The following is a 25,279-nucleotide window of genomic DNA, read 5'->3' as shown; positions in this document are numbered from 1 at the left end:
ATCATGACCATACTCATCCCCTCTTACGAGCCTGACGAGCGGCTGATCGCCCTTGTTCGCAAGCTCAAGCAAGTTAGCGAGGACGACATCCTGATCGTGGACGACGGCAGCGGCGAGGCATACAAAAATATCTTTGACTCCGCAGCGGCAGTCGGCTGCACCGTGCTGACACATCGGAGCAACCTGGGCAAGGGCAGTGCGCTTAAGACCGGCTTCGACTATGTGAGGCAGCTAGGCGATTGCGACGCCGTCGTTTGCGCAGACAGCGACGGCCAGCATCTGCCAGGCGACATAATAAGAGTTGCGGCGGCGATCCGCGATCGGCGAGGGCATATCGTGCTGGGCAGCAGACAATTTACGGGCAAAGTCCCGCTACGCAGCCGCATTGGCAATACAGCTACCCGCATGGTGTTTAAGCTGGCGACCGGCCAGTCCATCCAGGATACGCAGACCGGCCTGAGAGGATATTCGCCGGATCTGCTGGACTGGCTATGCCAATTGCCCGGAGACCGATTCGAATACGAAATGAACATGCTTCTGGAAGCACCAGGCGCAGGCTACGAGCTTGTGGAGATGCCCATCGACACCGTCTATCTGGATGAAAATAAATCATCGCACTTCCGCCCGATCGCCGACTCCGTTCGCGTCTACATGCCGTTCTTAAGGTTCTGCGCATCGTCCGGTCTCGCTACCGTCCTGGATTTTGCCTTGCTGCTTCTGTTGCAGTGGCTGACCGCTAATCTGCTTTTCTCCGTGGTAGGCGCCCGCGTGTTCAGCTCTCTGATCAATTATGCGATCAATCGACGATTTGTGTTCTCCAGCAGCTCAGGCCATGCAGCGGCCATGCGGAAGTCCATGCCCCGTTACTATACGCTGGCTGCGGTCATAATCGCCCTTAACTATGGCATGCTCCACTTGCTCCACGAGAATGTCGGCATCTCGCTCGTAGCAGCCAAGCTTGTCACAGAAGTATCCTTGTTCGCGTTGAGCTATTGGGCGCAGCGCAAGTTCGTGTATGAATAACGCTCCTATATAGCAAGAAAGGCGAGGACATCCCTTGGACGTCCTCGCCTTTCTTCGTGCGCGCGGGAATTGAATTGCCGCTGTTTTGTCTATTCCAGGTTAGCGTGCTGCCTGAACATCGCCCCGGTGCCTTGCGCCAGCTTCTCCATAAGCCGCAAAATCACCGCGTCGAACTGAATCAGCAACGTCTGCTCGAACAGCGAGCCCATGGGTTGACTGGTGACGCGATCATCGCCCGACTTTTCCTTGGACACGCCCGGCAGCTTGACAATCAGGTCCGCCAGACGTCCGATCGGGGAATCCGGAGCCAGCGTCAGCGCCGCTACGGAAGCCCGCAGCCGCTTCGCCTTCTCCGCCATGGCGACGAGAGTGCGGGTCTCGCCGGAGCCCGACCCGATAATTAGCACGTCGCCTTCCGAAATTCCCGGAGTAATCGTCTCTCCCACGACGTAAGCGTCGAAGCCCAGATGCATGAGACGCATCGCGAATGCTTTGGCCATCAAGCCGGAGCGGCCCGCGCCGGCCAAGAACACGCGCCGCGACGCCAGAATCGCTTCGGCAAGCCGCTCCTCTTGCCCGCCATCGAGCTGTGCCGCGGCAAGCCGCAGCTCTTCGACGATATCGACGGCGTACGCCTTCTTCGAGGCCACGGTTAGGCTCCTTGCTCGATGAGCTGGCGCATCTCCGCCGCGGCTGCCTGCTTATCCGCTTGTCCGGTAATACCGCCGCCGACGATAACGAGATCCGGGTTCGCTTTGATGACTTCGGGAAGCGTGCTTAATTTGATGCCCCCGGCGATCGCCGTTTTGGCATGTTTGACGGCGGATTTGATGGTGAGCAGATCCGCGAACGAATTTTGACCCACGGCTTGGAGATCATATCCCGTATGCACGCAGATGTAGTCGACGCCGAGCGCATCCACTTCCCGGGCACGGCCCGCGAGATCCTTAACCGCGATCATGTCCACCAGAATTTGTTTGCCTTGCTTGCGCGCTTCTTCGACGGCGCCCTTGATCGTCATATCTTCGGATGCGCCAAGCACGGTCACGATGTCGGCTCCCGCCTCCGAAGCCTTCATCACTTCATAGCCCGCTGCATCCATGACCTTCAGATCGGCGAGCACTCTCAGATGAGGGAACGCCTCCTTGATTTCCTTCACCGCGCGCAACCCCTCGTTAATGACGACGGGCGTGCCGATCTCCACGATATCTATATAGGCTTCGACTTCCTTCACCAGTTGTTTGGCCTGCGGAATATCGACCAGATCCAATGCCAATTGCAATTCCATGTACAAGTCACTCCTCGCGTTTATCTTAATAAGTGTGGACCACGCAACTTATTGTATGACGACGGGGAAGACTTGAACAGTACGCACTATTCGGTGACGTAGTTCCCAATTGTATACCAACAGCGTCAATCAAGGTGAAACGGCTACGCCGACCTTTGGCGGCGGAGGACGTTGCATTCCGACTTTGCCGGGGCTGTACATGGCATGGCCGAAAATCGGCCTCTCTGCACATTTTGTGCATTTCTCCCCAATTTTTTAAACAAATGGAACCCCAGCACAGCAAATTGTACGAAAATACACAAATTCTCGCTTCATATCTTCGTTCGGGACCTTTTTGAACCAAAATTTGTGTATATATGTACAAATGTACGATTAGATTGCCCCTACCCATCTTAATTGTGTATATTCGCTCAATTGTTCTACCGTTTGTAAAAATATCCAAGGGCTCACACTAGCACCAGTACTCCAGTGCCTATCATGGGAACAAGACCTCTAACGAGTCGTTAGAGGGGCCACTGCTTATCAATGATCGCTCGAGGTTGGCGAAGCCTCCTTGTCCACCCGTTCTTGATGCTTCAGCCCCCAGTCGGCCAGCAGATGAAGCACCTCCCCCATCGTCCCTCCGTATGGGGTCAAGGAATATTCGACCTTCGGAGGCACCTGCATAAAGACCTCCCGATGAATAATGCCGTCTTCCTCCAATTCGCGGAGTTGCTGGGTCAACATCTTCTGAGTAATGTCCGGCATGCCCCGCCTTAATTCGCCGAATCGCCTGGCGCCGTCCATCAGATGGCATAATATGACCAGCTTCCATTTGCCTCCGATCACCTTTAGCGTCGTCTCGACGGAGTCCTTAAACAACTGATCGCCCATAATGTCGCTCCTTCCACCGTTCGTCGCAAGCTATCGCCGCCAAGCGACGATAGGCAGCCTGTTTGCCAGAATCGTCCTTCCATGATAGCCGACTCGTCCCGCAATCACAACAGCCCACAGACAGATCCCGAGGACGAGGCTAGCGAAGTACACGATGGCAAGTCGCCCCTGGGCAATGGAATAACAACGGGCAGTCCGCAGGCCGATGAGTCGACCGTGCGGAACTGCCCGTTTCGATTGATTTGCTCTTGCCCTATCGCGTCGCCAACCCCAGCTTCTTCGCAAAATACGCAAAAGCCTTCTCGGAGCAGACTGGACCGATCGCTTGGCCCACCTCTGCCTTCGCTTCTTCCACCGACAGCTGCCGGACATCGCCGAGAACCGATCGCATCCACGAATCCGAAGTCTGATAACACATGCTGCTCCAGCTCTCCTTCTGCTTGGCCGAGCCGGTAATGACGATGTAGCCGCCGCTTTGAAGTTCGTTCAGCGCCTTGTCGTACTCCTTCTTATCCTCTTTGGCATCGAGTCCCGCTTCCTTCCGCAATTGACGGGAGTCCGTATTGCCTTGCTCGCTCAAAATCCCGTAAATCCGATGAGCGGCCCGCGACATGGAGCCGGCTTCGAAGAGATCGCGGACGGACTGGTTGCCGGTTAGAATCGTCCGGACCGCGGGATACAAGGCGCTGTCGATAAACGAAGCCTTTGTCCCGAAGAACCTGCCGTATGCGGCCACGCCTTCCTGAGCGATCCGAATGCGCCAAAGCCAGGGATCGGTAGCCTGTTCCGTATGCCAGGCGCTGTCTTCGGTAACGACGGTCAGCGCTGGATGCTCGGGAGCCAGCTCCGCGAAAGGAAATATCTTATATTTTTTTACAAGTTGCACGAATTCCTCATATTCAGTTATCTTCATCGCTGAGCTCCCCTATGCAAACAGACTGATCAAATTGCCGTCCGGGTCCTGCACGATGGCATAACGTTGTCCCCACACCGCATCCCACGGCTCGCGATGTCCGCCGTAACCGCTCTCCACAATTCGTTGATACAGCTCGTCCACCTCTTGCGCGTTCCCGCAAAGAAATGCAAGCTCGATACGATGGCCCGCGGGCTCTGTCCAACCGCCATAGATATCCGCTATCATCTCTTGTTTGTCGAACGCCAAGCGGACGCCGTCCTGCGCCTCGACCTCTACATGCATATCGTTATCCTTGTTCTCCGGGATGCTGAGGCCCAGCAAGCGGTAGAAGGCAAGCGCCCTGCCCATATCCTTCGTCACGATGCCTACCATATCCAATCGAATGCCCATCCGTTCATTCCCCTTTCGCTGCATTCCGTATTACTGACGCATAATCATTGTCGCCAGTTCTACACCGATCATACCTCAATTCCAGCCGGCATAATAGGAAAAAACGGACATGTTCATTCCTTCGCCCACACTTGCCCCGGCGGTAACCCGTAATATCGTTTGAAAGTCTTGATGAGATGGGACTGGTCGTAATAACCGTATTTCGCTGCAAGATCGGCGTAGCTCATCCTGGCTCCCGCACCCCCATAAATCTCCCGCAGCATGCTCTGGAACCGGATAATGCCAAGCATCTCCTTCGGACCGACGCCAATCTCCCGTTCGAAAACCCTACGCAGATGGCGTTCGCTGAAGCCCAGCTTGTCCGCAAGCTGGGCAGGGGACAGTATGCCTTTGTAGTCGTACATATAGTTTAACCCGTTATAAAGCAAGCCGGGCATCGGGACATCCAAGCGAGAAAGCAGTCCCGAAAGCTGGATTTCTACAAGTTCGATCAGCTGCGATACATCCTTGGCGTACAGCAGTTCCTCCGACAGGGAAAGACCCTCGGCTCCCCACATGTCGTACAGATACACCCGCTCCGAGGCAAAAGCCGAGACCGGAACGCGAAGAATGGAGCGAGCGGACTCCGTATACATGCGAATGCCAAAGGAGGATTGCTCCGAGGCGAGATCGATAACGAGGCAGTTCGTCATCAGACCCGTGACGAAGGCGGCATGGCTGGCGGAGGACGCCCTGCGATCCACGATAATATCGACGCAGCCGTCGGGAATAATCCGGTGCGGTTGGCTCCCCGATCGCGCGTCGAAATCCACCGTCCAATAACAAGCCACATGGGGCGCCAAGAAAGCGCTCGGCGCGTATTCCCTGTAGCTGTAGCCGGAATGCTGCCGCTCGCTTTGCAAAGTCGGCGACTGTATGGGACGGAACAGGTTTGACATGCAGCGGAGGCCTCCCTGCTTTTTAGAATCGTCGTTACTAGCGTAACATAGTGTCGCCATGCAAGGAAACGTCAGGCAGAACCCTCTATGCGCCATTGCATCGCGGGGAATTGGGCCTTCGCTTACACCTCCGGGCCGCCCCACGCCAAAAACCTGTCCGAATGTTCGGACAGGCTTTGCGCTCCCTTGCAGAAGCGGCGGTCTGCGCAAGAAATTACTTTGCGGCGGCGGCGGAAGTTCTAACTTGCTCGCTCGCTTTCAGCGCTTCTTTCAGGCTGATTCTGCCTAGTTTGCTACCGTTCTTTTTGTCAATGCTCGGAGGCATAACGACCATGGATTTCACCCCCTTTCGAGATTCATGCTTTTCCGGCAATATGGATTTACTTCCGTTCCCCTGCCTTCAGATAGGCCCAAAGATCGGCAAACGCCGTCTCGTAGACGACCTCTCGGCCGGTGCCGCCTTCGCGTTCCCCGACGTACTTCGCAAATTTGGCATAGAGCCGATTCAGATACGTTTGATTCGCAAGCACATAAAATCGCACCAATCGAACACCGCGATTATCTTTCTCTACCTTCCTGACCCAATCCCCGAACCCGCGATAGAAGATCCAACTGCTTCGATAAGGTTCGGCCAATATCGCGGACTCGATAAAAACCGTTTCTCCATCACTCTCGTAGCGGTATTGAAGGTAGGCCGCGAGCTCGCCCTGTTCGTTCTCGTACAGCATAAAGCGGCTGTCTTGAAGCGTCGTCATGAGATGCCCGATTGTCTCCAGCAGAGAAAGCTGCCGATCGAACTGATAGCTCTCGGCGATGTAGAACTTCGCGAACCGCGCATAATCGGAGTCCGTCTCGCAGTTTTTCGCGTACAGCCGCTTTGACATGCTATTTCCTCCATTTGGTTGCAAGATCAGGAATCGATCGACCGGGACGCGAACCGACCTAGATATGCTTTTAGTTGTGCCAAGGTGACCCGATAGGCGTACAAATCGCCGGCAGCCGTGCCCGATACGCTTGTCCTCTCCGCGAACTTCCCGAACAGTCGTGCCAGATAGGCATCCTGCTTCGTCCAGAAAACAAGCTCCGCAACCTCTTCCGTCTCTTCTTCGAGATACTCCGTTAGAAACTGCAAACCTCGCAAAAAAACCGGCGTTCTCCGGCATTTCTCTACCAAATAAGCAACCTGCAGCTGCAAGATATGGCGATCCTCGTAATCGCCTTCTCCGGTCCCGCGAATGTAACCTAAAGCGCCTACGGCTTCTCCGTCGTCGTCGAGGCAGAGGATGCACCGAGAATCCTCCATCAGCAGCGGGCTTGCTATAAAGTTAAACGAAACGGGGAAAGAATACGGCATGCCGAGCCCCTCGTAGTGACTGAGCAGAAAGTCCAAATATTTTCTGTGGTACATGTGGCTCGCGCTCACGGAAAAAGTATAGTACATAGAAACGCCGCCTCCATGCTTTTGACATTATTTTAATACGTTTCCACCGTTTTGCCTATTTACTTTTGTAAGTTTTCCCGAAAGATTGTCGAAATCGAGGAAAATAGCTCTCATGACAAAACGGACGACATCGTTTGTCCGATGTCGTCCGTCCTATAATGCTCTCTGAAGGAACAAAATGTTAGTTCTTCTTGACGAATTCCGACTTCAGCTTCATGGCGCCGAAGCCGTCAATCTTGCAGTCGATGTCATGATCGCCGTCAATGAGCCGAATGTTCTTTACCTTCGTGCCGATCTTTACGACAAGCGATGTGCCTTTGACCTTCAAGTCCTTAATGACGGTGACGGAATCGCCATCCTTAAGCACGTTCCCGTTCGAATCCTTCACGATTTTCTCTTCTTCGCCGCTCCCTTCCGCGTCGTTCGGGTTCCATTCGTGGGCGCATTCCGGACAAACAAGCAAGCTTCCGTCCTCGTACGTATAAGGCGAATCGCACTGTGGACAATGGGGTAACGTAGACATAATTCAAAAACTCTCCATTCATTTAAGTTAATTAGATATCGTAACCGTTCATTTTCAGATGGGCGGGTTCGGCTTGTTCAATTCATTACGCGCGCGGCAACTCGCCGATGATTCCGGCATAATCGACGCGTCTTTTCTCCCAGACTTCTTTGCGAGGCTCGGGTTCGCGCCCGTCAAGCAGCGCTTCGACGACGTCGAGACAAACATGCCAGCCTGCAAGATCACGATGCGAGTGATCCGTAATCTTCGTTATTTTCTCAATAAGGAGAAGACGGCAGCCATCCTCTTCGGGGTAGAGCTCGAAGCGCACACGATCCTCGCCCCACGTATATTCCAGCACGGACTGCCGTTTCACTTCCAGAATAGCCATCTCTTCGAACGTGCCATCCCCCATGTCGAACTTAATGACGCTTCCCTCCCGGAGTTCTTCGACATGCAGCTCCGAGAACCACTTCTTCAGCTTGTCATTTTCGGTCAGATACGCCCATACCTTCTCGACTGGATGCTTCAGCTTGCGCTCGAACCTGGCCTCGTATCCTTCTTCGGTTTGTTTGACAACGGCTAACATCGTTTGCCTCCTCTTCGCTATAGCGGCTTTTTGTCGTCCTGCTCCAACGCCATCTCCAGCTCGTCCAGCTTGTCGCTCCAGAACCTCTGGTACGGCGCAAACCAATCATGGACTTGCCGCAGCGGCCCTGGATTCACCCGGTAGATGTGCTGCTTCGCTTCCTTCCTCGCCGTAACCAGCCCCGCTTCCCGCAATATTCTCAGATGCTTGGATATACCCGGCTGGCTAAGGGGCAGCAGCTCCACCAGCTCTCCGACGGATCGTTCACGAACGAGCATCAAATCCAGCATCGTCCTCCTATGCGGCTCCGCCAACACTTCAAATAGTTTGTCGCTGTTCATACAAACATATTACTATTCAGTTATATTTCCGTCAAGTTATGTGTTTGGCCTGCCACTCGCCCCGCCTCCTTCCTGTGCTACAATGAACGAAAGGAGCTGATAGCATGGATATTCTGCGCCTAATGGCCGAAGAGAAAATCAAGGAGGCTATTCGCCGAGGCGAGTTCGATAATCTTCCCGGCGCGGGCAAGCCGCTCCCGCCTGACGACATGGAAGGAGTCCCCGAGGACTTGCGGGTCAGCTACCGACTGCTGAAGAATGCCGGCATCGTGCCGGAAGAGATCCAGCTGCGCAAGGAAATGGTGACGCTCGGCGACCTCCTTGCTGCCTGCCGGAACGATTCCGAACGCGAGAAGCTAGAGCGGGAATTGTCACTTAAGAAGCTCCGCTACCAATCGCTGATGTCCGAGCGCGGCTGGCAGGCATCCGGCGCCTTCGCGGAATACGAAACCAAGGTGCAGCAGAAATTGACGGAGAACGGATCCGAATAGAACCGATAACGACTGCGGCTTCGCCCCCGATAACAGAGTGCGAAGCCGCTGGATCATTACCCTTATATAACTTCCTTCCTTCTAGCCAACAGCCCATACAAGATGATCCCCGAGGCCGCGCTTAACGCCGCGCATAGCGCGATCACGCCGTAGCCGGCCTGAAGGCCCCGGAACAGCCCCTCTTGCGTCTCCGCGCCTACCATTCCCTTAACAAGCTCGATGACGCCTCCGATCAAATAGTTGCCCAGCACGCTCCCGACGCCCATAACCGTCACCGTGAACGTAATGGCCATGTCGCTCTCGCGAGGGTACCTGCGCGCAATAAACGCCATAACCGTAGGATAGATCATCGCAATGCCTACCCCGCCCGCAGCAAAGAAGAACGCCAGCTTTTCCCCGCCGAAGATGGCGACGAACGTGCATGCCGCAGAGAACGACGAGAACAGGATCAGCGACACCGTGAAGCCGATTCGGTCTGTCAGCGGTCCTAGCAGCAGCCTTGCCAGCGCAAAACAAAGGAAAAACGCGGACAGCATGCCCGATGCGCTGACCGTGTCCCAGCCGTAAGCCTTCTCCAGGAAGTTAACCAGCCAGCCTCCGACCGCCAGCTCCGATACGACCCCGAAGGTCAGCACGCAGATCATGAGCCAGAGAACCGGGTCCCTCATAAGCCGCTTTAACGGAATACGTTCCTCATGCCGAACCTCGTCGCCCGGGAAAGTCGTAAACATGGCGATGGCCAGCGGTATGACAGAGAGCAGCAGGACGACGAGGTACATCCCGCGCCAATCCAGCGTGTGGCCATTAACGGTCACCGCCATCAACCCGGTCGCCATCAGAGGCGCGACCGTCGAAGCGAGTCCATAGAAGCCGTGCGTCAGGTTCATCATCGTTCCCGTATTTTTGACGAAGATGCGCGCTCCCAGAATAGCCAGGCCGATCTCCAGCATCCCGTTGCCGATGTACATCAGGAAGTAAGAAGCCGAGAATGCAGGATAATATTGCGAGCCGAAAATAAATACGCCCGACGCCGCCATTACCGCGAATGCCGCAACCGTAACCCATCTGATTCCCCATAATCGGGTCAAATAGGCGGTAAACGTACAGGCGAGCAAATAGCCGAGCGAATTAAGCGCCAATAAGGTGCCGAGCTGCGATTCATTAAGCAGGAAGTCGAATTGAATGCGCGGTATGGCCGGCCCTTTAATATTTTCCGAAAAACCGAAGATAACAAAGCCAATAAAAATCGTTGCGAGCTGCATGACATAAATCTTGTTGTATTTTCTCTTGCTCTTACTCTTCCTGCTGCTGTTGGTGCCCTCCACGTTGTCCCTTCTCCCGTTGTTTATCTTCTCTCTATGGTTGAAGCAAAATGACTGGGCTTGCCCCTGCTGCCCCTAAAAAAAGTAGCGTTGATGCCCTTTCGCTTTATACGACCCGGCGCCTTCCAGTCGAAGCAGCGTTTCCTTGATGGCGAGCCCGCCGCGGAAACCCGTAAGCGTGTTGTTCTTCCCGATAACCCGGTGGCAAGGAACGACGATGGGCACGGGGTTGGCGCCATTGGCGGCGCCGACGGCCCGCACGGCCTTCCCTCTGCCGATCGCGATAGCGATATCGGAGTAGCTTCGAGTCTCTCCAAAAGGAATGCGGACGAGTTCGCGCCAGACGTCATTCTGAAATTCGGTGCCCCGGAAATCCACCGGAACCGTAAATGCCTTGCGTTCGCCTTCAAGATACTCCTTCAATTGCGTGCAATAGGGACGCAACTGCTCCATGCTTTGGACCAGTTGGGCATCCGCCACTCGTTTCTTAACAGAAGCAACCAAATATTCGAACGGCTCATGCGGAAAGGTGATCTGGCACAAGCCTTCCTCCGTCGCCGCTACATAGATCGGCTGATCCCCGAATGCGGGATGGATAAACATATCCCAATACACGCTCGTACGTTGTCTCGATTGCGATGTCATGCCACCATCTCCTCTGCTCGATAGGATAGATCCTTTAACGTCCGATTAACCCACAATACCAGCTAATAAACATCCAAGCAAGAAGAGAGACTTATATTTGTCCGCATGGGGGTTGGATTGGCTAACGGAACGGCGCGGCGCGTTTCCAATTGCAAAAAAGTGCAATTGCAGGGGATCGCTCATACGCTTACAATATGCGCGTAATCATGTAATCAATAGTCTTTATAGGGGTGAAGTGATGCAACATACAGTTAACGTCTTTCTAGCAGGAGATTCCACGGTACAAACCTATGAGCCGGAGCATGCGCCGCAGGCGGGCTGGGGCCAATATATCGCCGAATATTTTACGAAGGAGGTTCGCTTTGCGAACCGCGTGATTGGCGGCAGAAGCTCGAAGACGTTCGTTGAGGAAGGAAGGCTGCAGACCATTCTGGAAGAGATCGGCAAGGGTGATTATTTGTTCGTCCAGATGGGTCACAACGATTCCACGAAGAGCAGGCCGGAGCGTTATACCGAACCTTTCTCGACTTATGCATCTTATTTAAAGATGTACATCGAAGGCGCCCGGAGCCGGGGGGCCATCCCCGTGCTGATCACGCCGGTCGGCCGGCTGCACTATGAAAACGGAGAGTTCTTAAACGATTTTCCGGACTACTGCATGGCTATGAAGCAGCTTGCTGCCGAAGAGAATGTCCTCCTCGCCGATCTGATGACGGAAAGCCTGGCCTATTACTCTTCTGTCGGCTACGAGGAGACAAAGTCGTTTTTTATGGTTTCCGTAAACGGGACCGACCACACCCATTTCACCGAAATCGGGGCACGCCGAATGGCGAATCTCTTAGCGGATCAACTGAAGAGCTTGCGGATCCTGCCCCGTTTATACGCTGCTGCCGATACCAAATGATCCCTCCAATTATTTCATGGAAAGAACCACTTTGATCGGATATACTTTACAAGCACAGGCGGGATAGATTCCTGCCTGCGCTTGTAAGCGGTTCCCTATAATTGATTCGGAACGGAGGGAGTTCATGCTCCAGCGAATGGGCGGCTACGCGAGAACGGGAAGAAAGAATAGAAGCTTTTACCGAAAAAGCTTTACTTGGTTCTTATTCGCCGCAAGCGTACCGGGGTTGATCATCGCCCTAGCGACATACGGTTTCGCGGTAGGGCCGATGCAAAAGAACATCAGCGACCTGCACCAGAATCAGATTAAGGAACGCGCGCAGAACATCGACGACCAGTTCGGATCCGTGGAGCTGGACATCTCCCATTGGGCGTTTAATCCACGATTCGGATCCGGCCTGAAGGATATGAATTTCATCTACGAATTCAGAGAAACCTACGATATTACAAAGACGTTATTTATGCTGCAAGGCTCCCACCCGCTCATCAATCAAGTGCAGCTCTACATTAACGGACACAATACGGTGCTGTTCCAGCCCGAGTTCTATAAGCTGAGCGACCGCGACCAGATTGACGGCTTTGAGCGGATCATAGCGGAGGGAACCAATATTTATTGGACGGATTGGCTGCCTGCCGCCGAAGGGAACGCGCAGGACGCGGACACTCCGATCGTGCTGGTTCACAAAATTCCGGGAGACAGCAGCTCGCCGTTCGGCGTGCTCGTCACGGAGCTTAAGCGGGAAAAAGTCATGAACCTGCTCAAAACCATGACTCCCTACAACCAAGGCTTCACGATGCTGCTCGACAAGAAAGGCGAGCTGCTCGTCGCCGACCATGCCGAAGAAAAGGCCGTCAACGAGCGTCTCCGCGCGGAAGTGCTGGACCGGGAGGAGCCTTCCGGCACCTTCCTGTTCAACCGGGACGACGTCACGTATTCCGTATCCTACGGGAAGCTGACCCGCCTGTCCACGGAGTGGACGTATATTTCGGCTACGCCGATCACGACCATCACGTCCTCCGTGGTGAAGCTCTCCAACACGATCTTCCTCGTCAGCGCATCGGGACTGGTCCTGGCGCTGCTGCTCTCTTGGCTTGCTTCCCGGCGGGTCTATCTGCCGGTCGAACGGCTGCTGAACAGCCTTAAGTGGCATAAGGGCGAAGATCTTGCCCGTGGCATGGACGAATTTCAATTTTTGGAGAACCAGTGGAACCAGCTGCACGACGAAAGCTTGAATCTCCGCAATCGGCTCGACGAACAACGGACCCATGTCCGTTCGGGCTTCCTGCTTCAATTGCTGCAAGGACATCTCGCTTCCTACACGGAGAAGGACTTGAAGAGCAGAATGAAGCTCTACGGCTGGGATACCGACGACCATCAATTCCGAATTCTGCATATCCAGCTGACGGGGTACGACATTCTGACCGAGCGGTTCTCGCAAGGGGACGAAAGTCTCGTGACCTTCACGGCCTCCAATATTATCGAGGAGCTTGCCGCTCAGCACTTCGAGCAGTTCAGCGTCATGAACTTCCATGACTTGACGGTAGCGGTGCTCGTCATGCATCCGGACGGAGAGCCCATCGGCGAACGGATTCAATCGCTGGGGACGGAAATTACGAAAGCCATCAACGGCATTATCCATATGCAAGTCACGATTACGTTCAGCGGAGCGATGGAGAGGATTCAGCTCATTCCCGACATGTATATGGAAGTGGAACGCGCGACGGGCTACCGCAAATTCGTCAATCAGAACCAGTTGATCGATATGGAGCAATTGACCGCCCATGCGGACGGCAGCGAGTTCCATTACCCGTTCGCGCTGGAACGGGACATCGTCCATGCGATGAGAGCGAGCGACAAGGAGGAAGCGGAGCGGCTGATTACCTTGTTCCTGGAAGAGGTGCTGTCCGCCCGCGGCACCGAAATTTTGGTCCAGCAAAGCATGCTGCAGCTATTCGCGACGATCCAGCACGCCATTCTGCAGTCCGGCCTAAGTCCCCATCAGCTGTTCGGCGGAGAGAATATGTTCGGCCAGCTTTCGCAAATACGCGAGCCGGAGAAGATGCTGGGCTGGATGAAGCGGAAAGTCATTCTGCCTTTCATCGACGAGAGGGACGCCAGAGCCAATATCGAGCTCAAGCGGCTCGTGGAGTCGACGATCGACTATATCCACGCCCATTACGCTTCGGATCTTTCGCTTGAGCAATGCGCGGATTTGGCCGGGACGAACAGCTATACGCTCAGCAAATATTTCAAGCAATTCATGGGCATCAATTTCATTGATTACGTAACGGAGCTGAGGATCGATAAAGCCAAGACGTTGTTGCGCGAGACCGATCTCAAAATCAACGACATCGCCGGCGAGGTCGGCTATCAGCAGCGCTACTTCAACCGCATCTTCAAGAAGCAGGTCGGCCTTACGCCGGGGCAGTTCAGAGAGCAGACGGAAGGCTGACAACAAGAGAGTACCACCCCGGCAACAAAGTTCCATACCTTCGAAAAAGCCTTGATAATCAAGGCTTTTCTTATGCAAAAATGTGAAATTGATTGTCTTTCGCCATGGAGCGATACTGGGAAATGTAAGCGATGACATCTTGGCGCGATCGATACAGAAAGGGTGAGTGAATGAACACGGCGCTTCCTTCCGATTCCAAAATATCCATGACGCGGGGCAATCCCAAACGGAGACGCTGGCTGTCGAGGCTGAAAAAAGACAAATGGTTGTACCTCTTGTTGCTTCCGGGGTTGCTGTACTTCCTAGTGTTCAAATATTTGCCCATGTGGGGCGTGCTTATCGCCTTTCAGAACTACCAGCCGTTTCTGGGCTTCTGGAACAGCGAATGGGTTGGATTCGAGCACTTCCGCAATTTTTTCGCCAATCCCGACTTCTTCCGGCTCCTGCGGAACACGCTGATCCTGGCCGTATACGATCTGATCTTCTTCTTCCCGGCGCCCATTATTCTGGCGTTATTATTGAACGAAGTGAGATTGGCCTATTTCAAAAGAATCGTTCAAACGCTCGTCTACGTGCCGCACTTCGTCTCCATGGTCATCGTGGCCAGCATGACCTACGTGTTCCTGACCACGTCGGGCGGCATCATCAACGAGCTCGTCGCCTCGATTACGGGCAAATCGATCAACTTTCTGGCGGATCCGTCCTGGTTCCGGCCCATGATCATCCTTCAGATGATGTGGAAGGATTCCGGCTGGGGCACGATCATCTTCCTGGCCGCGCTCGCCTCCGTCGACATGGAGCAATACGAAGCGGCGGTCGTCGACGGCGCGAACCGCTTCCAGCGTCTGATCTATATTACGATTCCCGCCATCAGCAGCACGATCGTCATCTTGTTGATCCTGCGGCTGGGAAGCTTCCTGGACAACGGCTTCGAGCAAATTTTCCTGATGACCAACTCGCTCAACCGGTCCGTCGCGGACGTCTTCGATACGTACGTCTATTTCGTCGGCATCACGCAAGGAGCCTTCAGCTATAGCACCGCCATCGGCTTGTTCAAGTCGGTCGTCGGCATTCTGCTCATCTACGGCAGCAACCGTCTCGCCAAGCGATTCGGACAAGAAGGCATATTCTAGGGCGGAGAGGAGGAGACAAGAATGAACAGCAAGCACGACTCGCTCGGAGAGAAATTGTTCGACGGCTTTAATTACCTGCTTCTCGGCCTACTGTCGCTCGTGACGGTATTGCCGTTCGTCTACATTATCGCCGGCTCCTTCGCAACGGAAGTGGAGCTGATGGAACGCGAATTCTTTATCTTCCCGAGGGATCCGTCGATCGCGGCGTTCCAATACATTTTCTCGACGGATACGATTAGCCGCAGCTTGATCAACTCGGTCATCATTACGATCGCCGGCACGCTGGCCAATCTGGCGTTTACCTTCACGATGGCCTATTCGCTCTCCCGCAAGGATCTGATGGGACGCAACGTCATCATGAACCTCGTAATCTTCTCGATGCTCTTCAGCGGCGGCATGATCCCGGGTTATCTCGTCGTGAAGGAGCTCGGGCTGCTGGATTCCTATGCCGCGGTCATTCTGCCCGGCGCCATCAGCGCGTTTAACATGATCATTATCAAAAACTTCTTCCAGCAGCTTCCTCCCGGCTTGGAGGAATCGGCCCGGATCGACGGCTGTACCGACCTTGGCGTCCTATGGCGCATCGCGCTGCCGCTGTCGAAGCCTATCATCGCCACGTTCGGCCTGTTCTACGCGGTCGGCCACTGGAACAACTTTTTCTCGGCGCTTCTGTTCCTGAACGATCACACCAAGTGGCCGCTCCAGGTCATCCTGCGGGAGATCGTCATGCTGTCGCAGCTGGCCGCGGGCGATATGGGCGCCATGGATCCCAATTTCATCGAGCCGCCGGATCAATCCGTCAAGATGGCCGTCATCGTCGTCGGCACGCTGCCGATCCTGCTGGTCTATCCGTTCCTGCAGAAGCATTTCGCCAAGGGCGTGCTCTTGGGCTCCATCAAAGGCTAGATGAGCGCATTCGCGTGAAATCTATAGAAAACAACCATTCAATAATGAGGAGGGTTATCAATGAAACAGAAAGCAACCGGTTTGAAAAAAAGCTTGGCATTACTCGCCCTGTCTTCGGTTATGGCCATATCGGCCTGTTCCGGCGGGAACGGGGGATCGAACGGCGAATCGGGGAGCACTCCGCCGCAAAGCACGAACGCCAATTCCGAAGGCAACGGGAACGCAAAGGAAGAACCGTTCAAGATCAGCATCATGATGCAATCCTTCGATACCAATCTGCCGAAAGCCGACAGCCCGGTCATCAAGAAACTGGAGGAGTATACCAACACCGACCTGGACATTCAATTCGTGCCGAACAGCTCCTATCCCGACAAAGTCAACATTACGCTCGCCTCCGGCCAGCTGCCTACGATCATGGTCGTGGACAAATCGCCAAGCTTTATCAGCTCGGCCCGCGCAGGCGCGTTTTGGGAGGTGGGTCCTTACCTGAAGGATTACCCGAACCTTAGCCAAGCCAATGACATCGTGCTGAACAACTCCTCCATCGACGGCAAAAATTACGGCGTCTACCGGGGCCGCGTGCTGGGCCGGATGGGCGTTACTCTTAATCAGGTTTGGATGGAAAATCTCGGATTGCAGCCTCCGAAGACGATCGACGAGTTCTACAACGTGCTGAAGGCTTTTAAGGAAAACGATCCCGATCAAAACGGCAAGGACGATACGTACGGCGTCGTCATCACGAAATACGCGGGACCTTGGGACATTATGCAGGTCTGGTTCGGAGCTCCGAACGGCTGGGGCGACGACGGAAGCGGCAATCTGGTGCCGACGCACATGACGCCGGAATACCGGGAAGCGCTGCAGTTTTTCCGCAAGCTGTATGAGGAAGGACTTGTGAACGAGGATTTCGCCGTCATGGATTCCGCCGTGTGGAACGATCCCTTCGTAAACGGAAAAGCCGGCGCCTTTGTGGACGTGGCGGATAATGCTCGCCGCCTTAATAGTCCGATGCAGGAAAAGGCGCCAAGAGACAGCTCCTACACCAACGTCTACCAAGCGCCGGTCGGGCCGAAGGGCCATCGGGATATGCCGACAACCGGTTATGCCGGCATGCTCGCGATATCGAAATCCGCCGTCAAGACGGAGGAGGAATTGAAGAAGGTTCTGACTTTCATTGACAAGCTGAGCGACGTGGAGATGCAGGATCTGCTCGGCTACGGCATGGAAGGCGTTCACTACGACATGGTGGACGGCTATATCGCGCCGAAGGAGAATCTGGATGCCAGTCTCATTCAGCAATACAACGGTTTGAACCAAATGCTGACGTTCATCGGTCCGGTCGGGGCAACGCTGGAGCAAACGGATATCAACAAAATGATCGCGGAGGTGCAAGCGGCCAACGAAAGCATCGTCGTCGCCAACCCGGCGCAGCCGCTGGTCTCCGAGGTGTACGCGCAGAAGGGACAGCAGCTTGACAACATCATCGCGGATGCCCGCATCCAATACATCGTCGGCCAAATAGACGACGCGGGCCTCGACAAGGCCATCGAGCTGTGGAAGACGACAGGCGGAAACGATTATATCGCGGAAATCAACAAGCTCCACAAGGAATCCCAGCAATGAGAAAACCTCTATCGAGGCCTTTCAATGATGAACGACCGCGTTCAAAGGTAGGTTTTATCGCCAATAAGAATTTGTTTTTCGGCAAAGCCGAAAACTTATAAATTCTTATGTGGAAAAAATGACGATGGACAGTGCCGCGAGCAACTCGCCGCACTGTCCATTGCTACATCGGAGGCGAATCGGCATGAGCCAGCAAGATAGAATTCCCGTTCTAGTCCGTCAATTGGACATTAGTCAGGCAGGGCTGCGCAACAAAATGCTGCTCGGCGATCTGGACGGAGACGGCCGCATGGAAATCGTCATGGTCCAGCCCGACGGGGGCATCGATGACCGGTACGTACCCCATCAGGTCCAATGCTTGACCGCTTTCGATCTCGACGGCCGCCTCCTGTGGCAGGTCGGAACGCCCGATCCCAATTGCGGGGGACCGGGCTCGGATTATCCGGCGCAGCTCTACGATATTGACGGCGACGGCTGCTACGAGGTGCTGTGCGTCATGAACAAACGCTTCTTCATCCTGGACGGTCGTACCGGTCAGGAGAAACGTTCCTTCGGGCTGCCCTCGGAGCTCGCGCATGATTGCATCATCCTGGCTAATCTCAGCGGCGGGGCCTATCCCTCGGATATTATTCTGAAGGATCGGTACCGAACGTTATGGGCGCTTGATCGCGAGCTCAACCTCTTATGGACGTACACAGGCAACCCCGGCCACTTCCCTTGGGTATTCGATGCCGACGGGGACGGCCGCGACGAAGTCATGGCGGGTTACGACCTGCTGGATCATGACGGCAAGAAGCTTTGGTCGGCACGGAAGCTGGAGGACCACGCGGATTGCATATGGGTCGGTGACGTTCTGGGCAGAGGAGATGTACAGATCGTCATTGGCGGGAGCGTAACCGTCATGTATGACGTCCAGGGCAAGGAGCTATGGCGTTATGAAGGGTCGATCGAATCCCAGCACATTGCGCTTGGCAAATTCAGGTGCGACCTGCCGGGACTGCAAATTGCCGGTCTCGACCGGATTAGGCGCGGGGACACGGGCGAGGCATTCTCCGAAAGCGGCAAGGACGGCCTGTTTTTGCTGGATTCCCAAGGCGCGGAAGTGTGGAAGGAAGACCGGCAGACCAGCGGCTGGCTGACCATCATCGAGACGCTCTCCCGTTGGGATGACGGGCCGCTGGATTATATATTGGCCTACCGCCGGGGAGGCGGCGTCCCGCCAACGCTGTATGACGGCCATATGGAAGCCGTAGTCGAGTTCCCGGCCGACGGGTATGTCGCGCACGCGGACTTGGCAGGGTCGGGGCGGGAGCAGGTGTTGGTCTATAACCATTCTACGGCCTGGATTTATGCCGGCATGCCGATGGAGCTGACTCCACGTCGGCCGGGAGAGCCATTGCCCCAGCCCAAACGTCTGTACAGCTCTACGCTATATCCTGGCGGAGAGTACCGCTGAGGAAGGGGGCATGGGCAATGGACGATCGGGACGACGCCGAGCTTGGGGAGCTGCTCTATGCCAACCCGCTGGGTTGCGCCGAAGACGTCGCGGACTTCGTCATGGAGGGCGACGGGATGGCCAGCTTCCCGCTTGGAAGGCTTCGGCTCGAGAGCAGGCGGGACCCGAAGGACGGGCAAGCCGCCAATATCGTGTACTGGTGCAGGGAGCACTTCCAGGGCGACATCGCCATCCGATGGAAGTTCTGGCCCATTCGCCAGCCCGGGCTGTGCATCCTGTTTTTCTCCGCCGCAGGGAGAGGCGGCGAGGACTTGTTCGACCCCGCTCTGCGTCCCAGAAGCGGCGAGTACGACCAGTATCATAGCGGGGACTTGAACGCTTATCATATTTCTTATTTCCGCAGGAGCTATGCCGAAGAACGCCGCTTTCAGACCTGCAATCTGCGCAAAAGCCACGGCTTCCATCTCGTGGCGCAAGGCGCGGACCCGCTTCCCGCCATCGCGGACTGCGATCCGCCTTACCTCATGCAGGTAACGAAGCGCGGATCCCTGATCCAGTTTTACATCGATGAGCTTCTGTTATTTCAATTTCTTGACGACGGGGTGACTTATGGTCCCGTGCTGGACCGCGGCCTGCTCGGCTTCCGGCAGATGGCGCCCATGATTGCGGAATATTCCGAGCTGGAAGTGTACCGGCTGCAAAGGAGCGATATGGAATGACAGGTAACAGCGGAAAACTAGCCTTGTCGTGGCTTGAAGGGCGGCCCGCCCTGCCTGCGGGCGTCGTCTGGGGCGCGCCCTGGAAGCAAGGCGAGCTGGATCGCCGCACGCCTATCAGGCTGCGCGGTCTGCAAGGCGCCAACGTGGCTATGCAAAGCTGGCCAACGGCCTTTTGGCCGGACGGCAGCGTGAAATGGACGGCTCATGCGGCATCGCTTCAAGAGGATCGGGAGGACGGATATATACTGGAGCAGGGACAAGGCTCTCCCCTTGCGCCTGCCGAAAGAATCGTCATACGGAAAACGGCGGAGCATATCGAGGTGGACACCGGCGCCATCGTCTGCCGGGCGAATCGTTCGGGGCCCTCCGTGATCCAAGAGATGCGGATCGGCGGAAGAACGGTATGCTCGGACGGCAGGCTGGTTGGCATGCGCGAGGAGCATCATGCCGTCTCGGGCCATAGAACCGTCGTGGAAGAGCCGATGAACAGCGTCGTCGAGCATGCAGCCGTGGAACAGAGCGGCCCCATTCGCGCGGTTATTGCCATACGGGGCCGCCATCAATTATCGATAAGCGGCCGCAGGTGGCTCCCGTTCACGCTGCGACTCGTATTCTATGCCGGGCAGCGGTCGATTTCCATCGTTCATACCTTCCTCTATGACGGCAACCCCCATCAGGACTATATTAAAAGCTTGGGCATTACTTTCTCCGTTCCGATGAAAGGCCTGTTATATAACCGTCATGTCCGCCTTGCCGGGGACACGGGCTGGTTCGGAGAGTCCCCCAAGGGACTCATGACATTCCGCTTGCCGGGGAGGCAGCGCGAGCTGTACGAGCTTCAAGCCGCGGGATTACCGATTGCCCTTGACCCTGCGCAGGATGCCGAACTGCCGAGTCTCCTTGCGGATTCGCCGGAATGGGGAGATTTCAAGCTGGTCCAGTCGTCCTCCGACAGCTATGACATCCTGAAGCGGACGAAGGAAGGCTGCAGCTGGATCCGTTCCGTATCCGGCAGAAGAGCCGCCGGACTGTTATATGCCGGCGGGGACCATGGAGGACTGGCAATAGGCGTGCGCCGCTTCTGGGAGAAACACCCTTCCGCTCTGGAAGCGAAAGGACTAACGGGAGACGAGGCGAACCTCACCTTCTGGCTCTGGTCGCCGGACGCCCCGGCCATGGATCTGCGGCACTACGATACCGATACGCACGTCGTCTCCTGCTACGAAGGAGCGGATGAGCTTCGCAGCACGCCTTACGGCATTGGCAACACTTCCGAGCTGACGCTTTGGTGCTGCGAGTCTACGCCGAATCGCGATATGCTAGATGCCATGGTACGGATGAAGGATTCTCCGCCTCTGTTGGTCTGCGAGCCCACGCGCTACCGGGAAACACGCGCACTGGGGTCCTGGAGTCTGCCGAATCGCTCCACGCCCGTGAAGTCCCAGCTGGAAGACACGCTGGATGGCTTGATCTCCTTCTACCAGGAGGAGATCGAGCAGCGCCGCTGGTATGGCTTCTGGGACTACGGCGACGTCATGCACAGCTATGACCCCGTGCGGCACACTTGGAAATACGATATCGGAGGCTGCGCCTGGCAGAATACGGAGCTCGCTCCGAACATCTGGCTGTGGTATATGTTCCTCCGCTCCGGCCGGGGCGATATCTTCCGTCTCGCGGAAGCGATGACCCGCCATACGAGCGAGGTCGACCTCTACCACATCGGCGAATACGCGGGGCTTGGCTCCAGGCACAACGTGCTCCACTTCGGCTGCGGCTGCAAGGAGGCGCGAATCGGCATGGCGGGGCTGCATAAGTTTTATTATTATTTGACGGCGGACGAGCGGATCGGCGATATCATGGACGAGGTCAAGGATTCCGATTACGCGACGCTTCGGCTCGACCCCATGCGGTCTTATTTCGCCAAGGACGAATTCCCGACGCATACCCGAAGCGGGCCGGATTGGGCGGCGTTCTGCTCCAACTGGCTCGTCCAGTGGGAGCGGTACGAAGACGCTGCCTACCGCGACAAGATGCTGCGCGGCATCGCGAGCTTGAAAGCCGTGCCCAACCGGCTGCTGACCGGTCCCGTCTTCGGGTACGAGCCGAAGACCGGCGAGCTCCTGTTCATGGGCCATGAAAATTACGGCCACCACCTCATGATCTGCATGGGCGGGGCGCAGGTCTGGGCGGAGATGGCCCATCTGCTGCAAGATCCGGACTGGGACGCCATGCTGGCCGAATACGGGGAATTCTACAATTTGCCGAAGGAAGAGAAGATCCGCCGTTCAGGCGGCACGCTGCAGGGCAAGGATTGGAACATCCCCATGCTGTCGACCGCCATGATGGCTTTCGCGGCCCGCCGGACGGGGAACGGCGAGCTTGCCAGGCAGGCATGGGAGTATCTGCTGGGCAGCCCTTACAATTGGAGCGTGGAAATCCCGCTCGAGACGCGGGAAGTGCCCCGCCAGTCGTTTGTCCGGGAGATTACCGAAATACCTTGGATCTCCACGAACACGGTCTCGCAATGGTCTATTAATACAATCGTCTGTCTGGAACTCATCGGGGACGAAGTGCCCGAATCCATTGCCGAGCATAAGGAGGAGAATCTAACATGATGCAGATGGAGCATTTGGACCGGGGACTGGTCGCCATGTGCTCGTCCGAAGGCGTCTTCCTCAGCTGGAGGTTGCTGACGAGCGAAGCCACGGGGCATGGCGAACGCGGTCTGACCGGCACGGACTTCCATGTCTATCGCGACGGTGCCCTGTTGGCTGCCGTGAACGACAGCACCAATTATCTCGACCGCGGCGGAAGCGCGGCATCGGAATACGAGGTTCGCGCGGTTGTAGACGGTCGCGAGACGGAGCGCGGCGAGACCGTTAAGCCCTGGCGGGACAATTATTATGAATTGCCGCTCCGTAAACCCGCGGACGGCGTTACGCCAAGGGGAGAAACCTACACCTACTCCGCCAACGACATGAGCGTCGGGGATGTCGACGGCGACGGGCAATATGAGTTTTTCGTGAAATGGGATCCTTCCAATGCCAAGGACAATTCGCATTCGGGCTACACCGGGCCCGTCTATATCGATTGTTACAAGCTGGACGGGACGCTGCTGTACCGCATCGATCTCGGAGTCAACATACGTGCCGGCGCGCATTATACGCAGTTCCTCGTCTTCGACTTCGACGGCGACGGCCGCGCGGAGCTGATGATGAAGACGGCTCCCGGCACGAAGACGGTACGCTACGAAGGACAGGATAACAGAGCCGCGGAGACGTACATCACCATGCCCGAAGAGGATCTCGCCGCCGGCTATAGCCACCAGGACGATTACCGGATGAGCAACTCGGACTACTATGCTCATATCGTAGCGCTGTTCATGCGCTGGCATCGGCACGAAGAGGTGACGGACGGCCATTGGCCGGCTACCTTGGAGGCATGCTTCGGCATCGAGGAACAGTACGATTATCCTTTGACCCGCGAGGATGCGGAAAAGCTGGCGGATTATATGATGGATGTCTACGCGCCCGGCCGAAGCAGCCGCAACGCGCTGCGGGGAATCGAAGGCTTCGTGCTGGACGGCCCTGAATATTTGACCGTATTCCGCGGCGGGACGGGTGAAGAATTGCAGACCGTCCGTTACAAGCCCGGCCGGCATGACGACGGGCTGATGTGGGGCGATTATGCGTGGAATCGCATCGAGCCCGGCAACCGGGTCGACCGTTTCCTCGCCGGCGTTGCCTACTTGGACGGCGAGAAGCCGTCCGCCATCTTCGCGAGAGGCTACTACACGAGGTCGACGGTCGTCGCTTACTCATGGGACGGCCGCCAGCTTCGGGAGCAATGGATCGCGGACAGCGGCTGGGTGACGATGAACAACCCCTTCAACGATTCGCTCCACCTACCGGACGGGCGCGATGAGTCATTCGGCGCGCTGGCCAGGCAGGGAGCGCATTCCTTGAGCGTGGCCGACGTGGACGGCGACGGCTGTCAGGAAATTATATACGGCGCGGCGACGATCGACCATGACGGGTCCCTTTTATATAGCTCCGCGGATGTCATGCCCCAAGCAGGCGCTTCGTCGGGGGCCGGGGCGGATAGAAAGGTAAAGCTCGGCCACGGCGATGCGCTTCACGTCGCCAATATCGATCCCGATCGGCCGGGACTGGAAATATTCATGGTCCACGAGGGAGGCGCGTCCGTGCCGTACGGGTACACACTGCGGGATGCGAGGACGGGCGAGGTGTTGTACGGCGCTCCGGCGGATGGCGATGTGGGCCGCGGGATGATCGGTCAAGTGGATCCCGAATGTCGCGGCCTGCAAACGTGGTGCAGCGAGGATATCCACAGCCGGCAGACGTTCGGCTTAATGACTGCGCAAGGCGAGCAGATCGACAAGAGGGCGCCCGGCACGAATATGAACATTCGATGGGCCGCCGACATGACCACTCAAATCATTAGCGGCTCCTTCGATGAACCCGTTGCCATTGACGATTGGAAGAGGGGCCGGCTCCTTACCGCCGCAGGCTGCCGATCCAATAACGGCACGAAAGGCAATCCCTGCCTCGTAGCCGACATCTTTGGCGATTGGCGCGAGGAGCTGCTGGTCAGGACGGCGGACAGCTCCGCGATTCGGATCTACGTCAGCACGGAGCTTACCGACCGCAAGCTGTACACGCTGATGCATGACGCCCAATACCGGGTCGGCGTCGCCTGGCAGAACGTCGTGTATAACCAGCCTTGTTATCCAAGCTTCTATCTGGCATCGGATCTCGATTGGCGCGCGGTGCCTCTTCGGCGGTCGGCGGTGACTCCCGAATCGTAACGGAGGCGTCCCTGTCCGTTAGAATTTGAAAGGGGCTGTCCAAAACCGATTTGTGAATTTTGGAGCCTCACATTAAACCGATTTTCCCAAGGTGAAACGGCTGACGCCGTCCTTTGGCGGTGCAGCGCGTTTCATTCCGAGAAATATAAGCCCAGTATAGAGTGAAACTTATACTTTCTTATCTTTCAAGAAAAGGACCTCAAAACCCACTTTGCAGTAGGATTCGAGGTCCTTTCACGTATAAATCGGGAGTAGTGTTGTGTGGGTCGTGCTCGTTCCCCCTTCTCGCGATTAAGGGGAAAAACGCCCTCTAATGTCTCCGTCTCCGCCCTTGTTTGCGCTTTAGAGGGAAATCCTCCCTATAATACCGACCGGATCGCTGTATTCGGGCATAATCCCCCCGATTAGAGGGAGGTTTTCCCTCTATGCCTAGCCGATCGCCAGATTTATTCAGATTAGCGGGAGCTTTTCAGACTGTTGAGAAACCCACCAATCTTTA

24 protein-coding genes are annotated in these 25,279 nt (G+C 56.0%); 11 read left to right on the top strand and 13 right to left on the bottom strand.

Features of this window, described 5'->3' with window-relative positions; genetic code table 11:
* The first annotated feature begins 3 nt into the window (after nucleotides 1–3).
* Nucleotides 4–1,023 carry a bifunctional glycosyltransferase family 2/GtrA family protein gene (locus B1748_RS11805; RefSeq protein ID WP_087568115.1) on the top strand — a complete coding sequence of 340 codons (1,020 nt, stop codon included), beginning with the start codon at nucleotides 4–6 and terminating at the stop codon, nucleotides 1,021–1,023.
* A gap of 89 nt (nucleotides 1,024–1,112) precedes the next feature.
* On the opposite strand, the gene hxlB is transcribed toward B1748_RS11805, so the two are convergent.
* From hxlB to B1748_RS11750, 11 genes are all read right to left on the bottom strand, one after another.
* The gene (hxlB, locus tag B1748_RS11800) at nucleotides 1,113–1,673 is read right to left on the bottom strand and encodes a 6-phospho-3-hexuloisomerase (protein ID WP_179215540.1); all 561 of its coding nucleotides are present in this window, start codon (nucleotides 1,671–1,673) and stop codon (nucleotides 1,113–1,115) included.
* A 2-nt stretch (nucleotides 1,674–1,675) separates the two neighbouring features.
* Nucleotides 1,676–2,311 (bottom strand): 3-hexulose-6-phosphate synthase, encoded by a 636-nt coding sequence (gene hxlA / locus B1748_RS11795; protein ID WP_087568114.1) that lies wholly within the window; start codon nucleotides 2,309–2,311, stop codon nucleotides 1,676–1,678.
* Nucleotides 2,312–2,833: 522 nt separating this feature from the next.
* Nucleotides 2,834–3,184 (bottom strand): winged helix-turn-helix transcriptional regulator, encoded by a 351-nt coding sequence (locus B1748_RS11790; RefSeq protein WP_087568113.1) that lies wholly within the window; start codon nucleotides 3,182–3,184, stop codon nucleotides 2,834–2,836.
* A gap of 253 nt (nucleotides 3,185–3,437) precedes the next feature.
* Nucleotides 3,438–4,097: an AlkZ-related protein gene (locus tag B1748_RS11785; protein WP_087568112.1), complete on the bottom strand. Its 660-nt coding sequence runs from the start codon at nucleotides 4,095–4,097 to the stop codon at nucleotides 3,438–3,440.
* 12 nt (nucleotides 4,098–4,109) lie between these two features.
* Nucleotides 4,110–4,490, bottom strand: a complete 381-nt coding sequence (locus B1748_RS11780) for a VOC family protein (RefSeq protein ID WP_087568111.1) — start codon at nucleotides 4,488–4,490, stop codon at nucleotides 4,110–4,112.
* Between the two features lie 113 nt (nucleotides 4,491–4,603).
* A complete protein-coding gene (locus B1748_RS11775; RefSeq protein WP_179215539.1) occupies nucleotides 4,604–5,428 on the bottom strand; it encodes a helix-turn-helix transcriptional regulator in 825 nt (274 codons plus the stop codon).
* 380 nt (nucleotides 5,429–5,808) lie between these two features.
* On the bottom strand, nucleotides 5,809–6,312 hold the full coding sequence (locus B1748_RS11770) for a hypothetical protein (protein ID WP_087568109.1): 504 nt from the start codon (nucleotides 6,310–6,312) through the stop codon (nucleotides 5,809–5,811).
* Nucleotides 6,313–6,338: 26 nt separating this feature from the next.
* Complete coding sequence (locus B1748_RS11765; RefSeq protein ID WP_087568108.1) at nucleotides 6,339–6,869, bottom strand: hypothetical protein; 531 nt, start codon at nucleotides 6,867–6,869, stop codon at nucleotides 6,339–6,341.
* 181 nt (nucleotides 6,870–7,050) lie between these two features.
* Nucleotides 7,051–7,392: a zinc ribbon domain-containing protein YjdM gene (locus B1748_RS11760; protein WP_087568107.1), complete on the bottom strand. Its 342-nt coding sequence runs from the start codon at nucleotides 7,390–7,392 to the stop codon at nucleotides 7,051–7,053.
* An 85-nt stretch (nucleotides 7,393–7,477) separates the two neighbouring features.
* Nucleotides 7,478–7,960, bottom strand: coding sequence for an SRPBCC family protein (locus tag B1748_RS11755; protein WP_087568106.1), 483 nt, complete (start codon nucleotides 7,958–7,960; stop codon nucleotides 7,478–7,480).
* A gap of 17 nt (nucleotides 7,961–7,977) precedes the next feature.
* Nucleotides 7,978–8,301 carry an ArsR/SmtB family transcription factor gene (locus B1748_RS11750; RefSeq protein ID WP_087568105.1) on the bottom strand — a complete coding sequence of 108 codons (324 nt, stop codon included), beginning with the start codon at nucleotides 8,299–8,301 and terminating at the stop codon, nucleotides 7,978–7,980.
* Nucleotides 8,302–8,405: 104 nt separating this feature from the next.
* Here B1748_RS11750 and B1748_RS11745 point away from each other — a divergent pair, with 104 nt between their 5' ends.
* Nucleotides 8,406–8,792: a DnaJ family domain-containing protein gene (locus B1748_RS11745; RefSeq protein WP_087568104.1), complete on the top strand. Its 387-nt coding sequence runs from the start codon at nucleotides 8,406–8,408 to the stop codon at nucleotides 8,790–8,792.
* A 62-nt stretch (nucleotides 8,793–8,854) separates the two neighbouring features.
* On the opposite strand, the gene B1748_RS11740 is transcribed toward B1748_RS11745, so the two are convergent.
* Together B1748_RS11740 and B1748_RS11735 are read right to left on the bottom strand one after the other, a co-directional pair.
* The gene (locus B1748_RS11740) at nucleotides 8,855–10,054 is read right to left on the bottom strand and encodes an MFS transporter (RefSeq protein ID WP_087568280.1); all 1,200 of its coding nucleotides are present in this window, start codon (nucleotides 10,052–10,054) and stop codon (nucleotides 8,855–8,857) included.
* A 135-nt stretch (nucleotides 10,055–10,189) separates the two neighbouring features.
* Complete coding sequence (locus B1748_RS11735; protein ID WP_087568103.1) at nucleotides 10,190–10,759, bottom strand: methylated-DNA--[protein]-cysteine S-methyltransferase; 570 nt, start codon at nucleotides 10,757–10,759, stop codon at nucleotides 10,190–10,192.
* Between the two features lie 238 nt (nucleotides 10,760–10,997).
* On the opposite strand from B1748_RS11735, the gene B1748_RS11730 reads away from it, so the two are divergent.
* The 9 genes from B1748_RS11730 (at nucleotide 10,998) to B1748_RS11690 (ending at nucleotide 24,780) form a co-directional block, all read left to right on the top strand.
* Entirely contained in the window at nucleotides 10,998–11,663 is a 666-nt protein-coding gene (locus B1748_RS11730) for a rhamnogalacturonan acetylesterase (RefSeq protein ID WP_087568102.1), read from the top strand.
* A 124-nt stretch (nucleotides 11,664–11,787) separates the two neighbouring features.
* Nucleotides 11,788–14,115 (top strand): AraC family transcriptional regulator, encoded by a 2,328-nt coding sequence (locus tag B1748_RS11725; protein WP_087568101.1) that lies wholly within the window; start codon nucleotides 11,788–11,790, stop codon nucleotides 14,113–14,115.
* A 206-nt stretch (nucleotides 14,116–14,321) separates the two neighbouring features.
* Nucleotides 14,322–15,248, top strand: a complete 927-nt coding sequence (locus B1748_RS11720) for an ABC transporter permease (RefSeq protein ID WP_246608902.1) — start codon at nucleotides 14,322–14,324, stop codon at nucleotides 15,246–15,248.
* Between the two features lie 21 nt (nucleotides 15,249–15,269).
* Entirely contained in the window at nucleotides 15,270–16,154 is an 885-nt protein-coding gene (locus tag B1748_RS11715; RefSeq protein ID WP_087568099.1) for a carbohydrate ABC transporter permease, read from the top strand.
* A gap of 60 nt (nucleotides 16,155–16,214) precedes the next feature.
* Nucleotides 16,215–17,777 (top strand): extracellular solute-binding protein, encoded by a 1,563-nt coding sequence (locus B1748_RS11710; protein WP_087568098.1) that lies wholly within the window; start codon nucleotides 16,215–16,217, stop codon nucleotides 17,775–17,777.
* 184 nt (nucleotides 17,778–17,961) lie between these two features.
* On the top strand, nucleotides 17,962–19,233 hold the full coding sequence (locus B1748_RS11705; RefSeq protein ID WP_087568097.1) for a hypothetical protein: 1,272 nt from the start codon (nucleotides 17,962–17,964) through the stop codon (nucleotides 19,231–19,233).
* A 17-nt stretch (nucleotides 19,234–19,250) separates the two neighbouring features.
* Entirely contained in the window at nucleotides 19,251–19,952 is a 702-nt protein-coding gene (locus B1748_RS11700; RefSeq protein ID WP_087568096.1) for a DUF1961 family protein, read from the top strand.
* Entirely contained in the window at nucleotides 19,949–22,567 is a 2,619-nt protein-coding gene (locus B1748_RS11695; protein WP_087568095.1) for an exo-rhamnogalacturonan lyase family protein, read from the top strand. The genes B1748_RS11700 and B1748_RS11695 overlap by 4 nt, the downstream gene beginning before the upstream one ends.
* On the top strand, nucleotides 22,564–24,780 hold the full coding sequence (locus B1748_RS11690) for a rhamnogalacturonan lyase (protein WP_087568094.1): 2,217 nt from the start codon (nucleotides 22,564–22,566) through the stop codon (nucleotides 24,778–24,780). Before B1748_RS11695 ends, B1748_RS11690 begins: the two co-directional genes overlap by 4 nt.
* Nucleotides 24,781–25,279: the final 499 nt, after the last annotated feature.

The sequence above is a fragment of the Paenibacillus sp. MY03 genome, assembly GCF_002165585.1.
GTDB lineage: Bacteria > Bacillota > Bacilli > Paenibacillales > Paenibacillaceae > Pristimantibacillus > Pristimantibacillus agaridevorans.
The sequence above is the reverse complement of the archived record's forward strand: the minus strand, read 5'-3'. Positions and strand labels throughout refer to the sequence as shown.

Bases quoted from the DNA above. Each gene is read 5' to 3' on its own strand.
- B1748_RS11805 (WP_087568115.1), top strand. From the start codon at position 4: ATGACCATACTCATCCCCTCTTACGAGCCTGACGAGCGGCTGATCGCC.
- B1748_RS11725 (WP_087568101.1), top strand. From the start codon at position 11,788: ATGCTCCAGCGAATGGGCGGCTACGCGAGAACGGGAAGAAAGAATAGA.
- B1748_RS11730 (WP_087568102.1), top strand. From the start codon at position 10,998: ATGCAACATACAGTTAACGTCTTTCTAGCAGGAGATTCCACGGTACAA.
- B1748_RS11715 (WP_087568099.1), top strand. From the start codon at position 15,270: ATGAACAGCAAGCACGACTCGCTCGGAGAGAAATTGTTCGACGGCTTT.
- B1748_RS11780 (WP_087568111.1), bottom strand. From the start codon at position 4,490: ATGGGCATTCGATTGGATATGGTAGGCATCGTGACGAAGGATATGGGC.
- B1748_RS11735 (WP_087568103.1), bottom strand. From the start codon at position 10,759: ATGACATCGCAATCGAGACAACGTACGAGCGTGTATTGGGATATGTTT.
- B1748_RS11785 (WP_087568112.1), bottom strand. From the start codon at position 4,097: ATGAAGATAACTGAATATGAGGAATTCGTGCAACTTGTAAAAAAATAT.
- B1748_RS11775 (WP_179215539.1), bottom strand. From the start codon at position 5,428: ATGTCAAACCTGTTCCGTCCCATACAGTCGCCGACTTTGCAAAGCGAG.
- B1748_RS11720 (WP_246608902.1), top strand. From the start codon at position 14,322: ATGACGCGGGGCAATCCCAAACGGAGACGCTGGCTGTCGAGGCTGAAA.
- B1748_RS11695 (WP_087568095.1), top strand. From the start codon at position 19,949: ATGACAGGTAACAGCGGAAAACTAGCCTTGTCGTGGCTTGAAGGGCGG.
- B1748_RS11690 (WP_087568094.1), top strand. From the start codon at position 22,564: ATGATGCAGATGGAGCATTTGGACCGGGGACTGGTCGCCATGTGCTCG.
- B1748_RS11705 (WP_087568097.1), top strand. From the start codon at position 17,962: ATGAGCCAGCAAGATAGAATTCCCGTTCTAGTCCGTCAATTGGACATT.
- hxlA (WP_087568114.1), bottom strand. From the start codon at position 2,311: ATGGAATTGCAATTGGCATTGGATCTGGTCGATATTCCGCAGGCCAAA.
- B1748_RS11760 (WP_087568107.1), bottom strand. From the start codon at position 7,392: ATGTCTACGTTACCCCATTGTCCACAGTGCGATTCGCCTTATACGTAC.
- B1748_RS11790 (WP_087568113.1), bottom strand. From the start codon at position 3,184: ATGGGCGATCAGTTGTTTAAGGACTCCGTCGAGACGACGCTAAAGGTG.
- B1748_RS11740 (WP_087568280.1), bottom strand. From the start codon at position 10,054: ATGCAGCTCGCAACGATTTTTATTGGCTTTGTTATCTTCGGTTTTTCG.
- B1748_RS11755 (WP_087568106.1), bottom strand. From the start codon at position 7,960: ATGTTAGCCGTTGTCAAACAAACCGAAGAAGGATACGAGGCCAGGTTC.
- B1748_RS11750 (WP_087568105.1), bottom strand. From the start codon at position 8,301: ATGAACAGCGACAAACTATTTGAAGTGTTGGCGGAGCCGCATAGGAGG.
- B1748_RS11765 (WP_087568108.1), bottom strand. From the start codon at position 6,869: ATGTACTATACTTTTTCCGTGAGCGCGAGCCACATGTACCACAGAAAA.
- B1748_RS11710 (WP_087568098.1), top strand. From the start codon at position 16,215: ATGAAACAGAAAGCAACCGGTTTGAAAAAAAGCTTGGCATTACTCGCC.
- B1748_RS11770 (WP_087568109.1), bottom strand. From the start codon at position 6,312: ATGTCAAAGCGGCTGTACGCGAAAAACTGCGAGACGGACTCCGATTAT.
- B1748_RS11700 (WP_087568096.1), top strand. From the start codon at position 19,251: ATGGACGATCGGGACGACGCCGAGCTTGGGGAGCTGCTCTATGCCAAC.
- B1748_RS11745 (WP_087568104.1), top strand. From the start codon at position 8,406: ATGGATATTCTGCGCCTAATGGCCGAAGAGAAAATCAAGGAGGCTATT.